This is a genomic window from Vibrio sp. 1288, from assembly GCF_033344475.1.
Genome location: NZ_JAWPOX010000851.1, coordinates 1 through 583, shown reverse-complemented (window position 1 = coordinate 583; position 583 = coordinate 1). Strand labels below are relative to the sequence as shown.

Here is a 583-nt window from a genome sequence, read left to right as displayed (position 1 = left end):
TTTCTAGATTCTAAAACGCAAAGTGATTGAAGCTAGGATAGGCACTAAAAACAGGCATTAAAAAAGCAGCTCCAGTGAGCTGCTTTCGTGTTTTAGGGGGGCGACTAAATTTCGTCAGAACCGCCAGCGGCTTCAAACCATTTTGCAAGATGCGTTTTGAGATCTTTCAGCTCTTCAGGGCCGATAAGCGCAAGGCCAAGATCCTCTGCACGAGTAATATCATTGTGACGAAGAGGGCGGAAGCTCACCAGCATAGCGCGTGCTTGTAGACCGCCTAGCAGGTCACGCAAAGATTCCAGTTTGTACAGCGTATCGTCACCATCATCGCGCATGCCTTTCGTTTTACACTCAATGATGTGCAGCTTGTTATTTACAACCGTTGCTACGTCCAGCTCGTTACGTACTTCACTTTCACCCAGCTTACGATATACCTGAACATTCAAAGAGCGATCTTGAATCGTTGGCATAGTGTCTTGGATTTGCTTCACAGTGCTGTGAACCAGAGTCTCCAACCATTCGCCGTTAGAGAATCGACGTGCGTCTTCGTTCGCGAAGGTCAAAATGCCATTTTCGTAAGTCGCGA

At 47.2% G+C, this 583-nt stretch carries 1 protein-coding gene; it reads right to left on the bottom strand.

Going from position 1 to position 583, the window contains the following annotated elements; genetic code table 11:
- Positions 1-104: 104 nt before the first annotated feature.
- On the bottom strand, positions 105-583 hold a 479-nt coding region (locus R8O11_RS29720), incomplete at its 5' end, for a Card1-like endonuclease domain-containing protein (protein ID WP_318195191.1).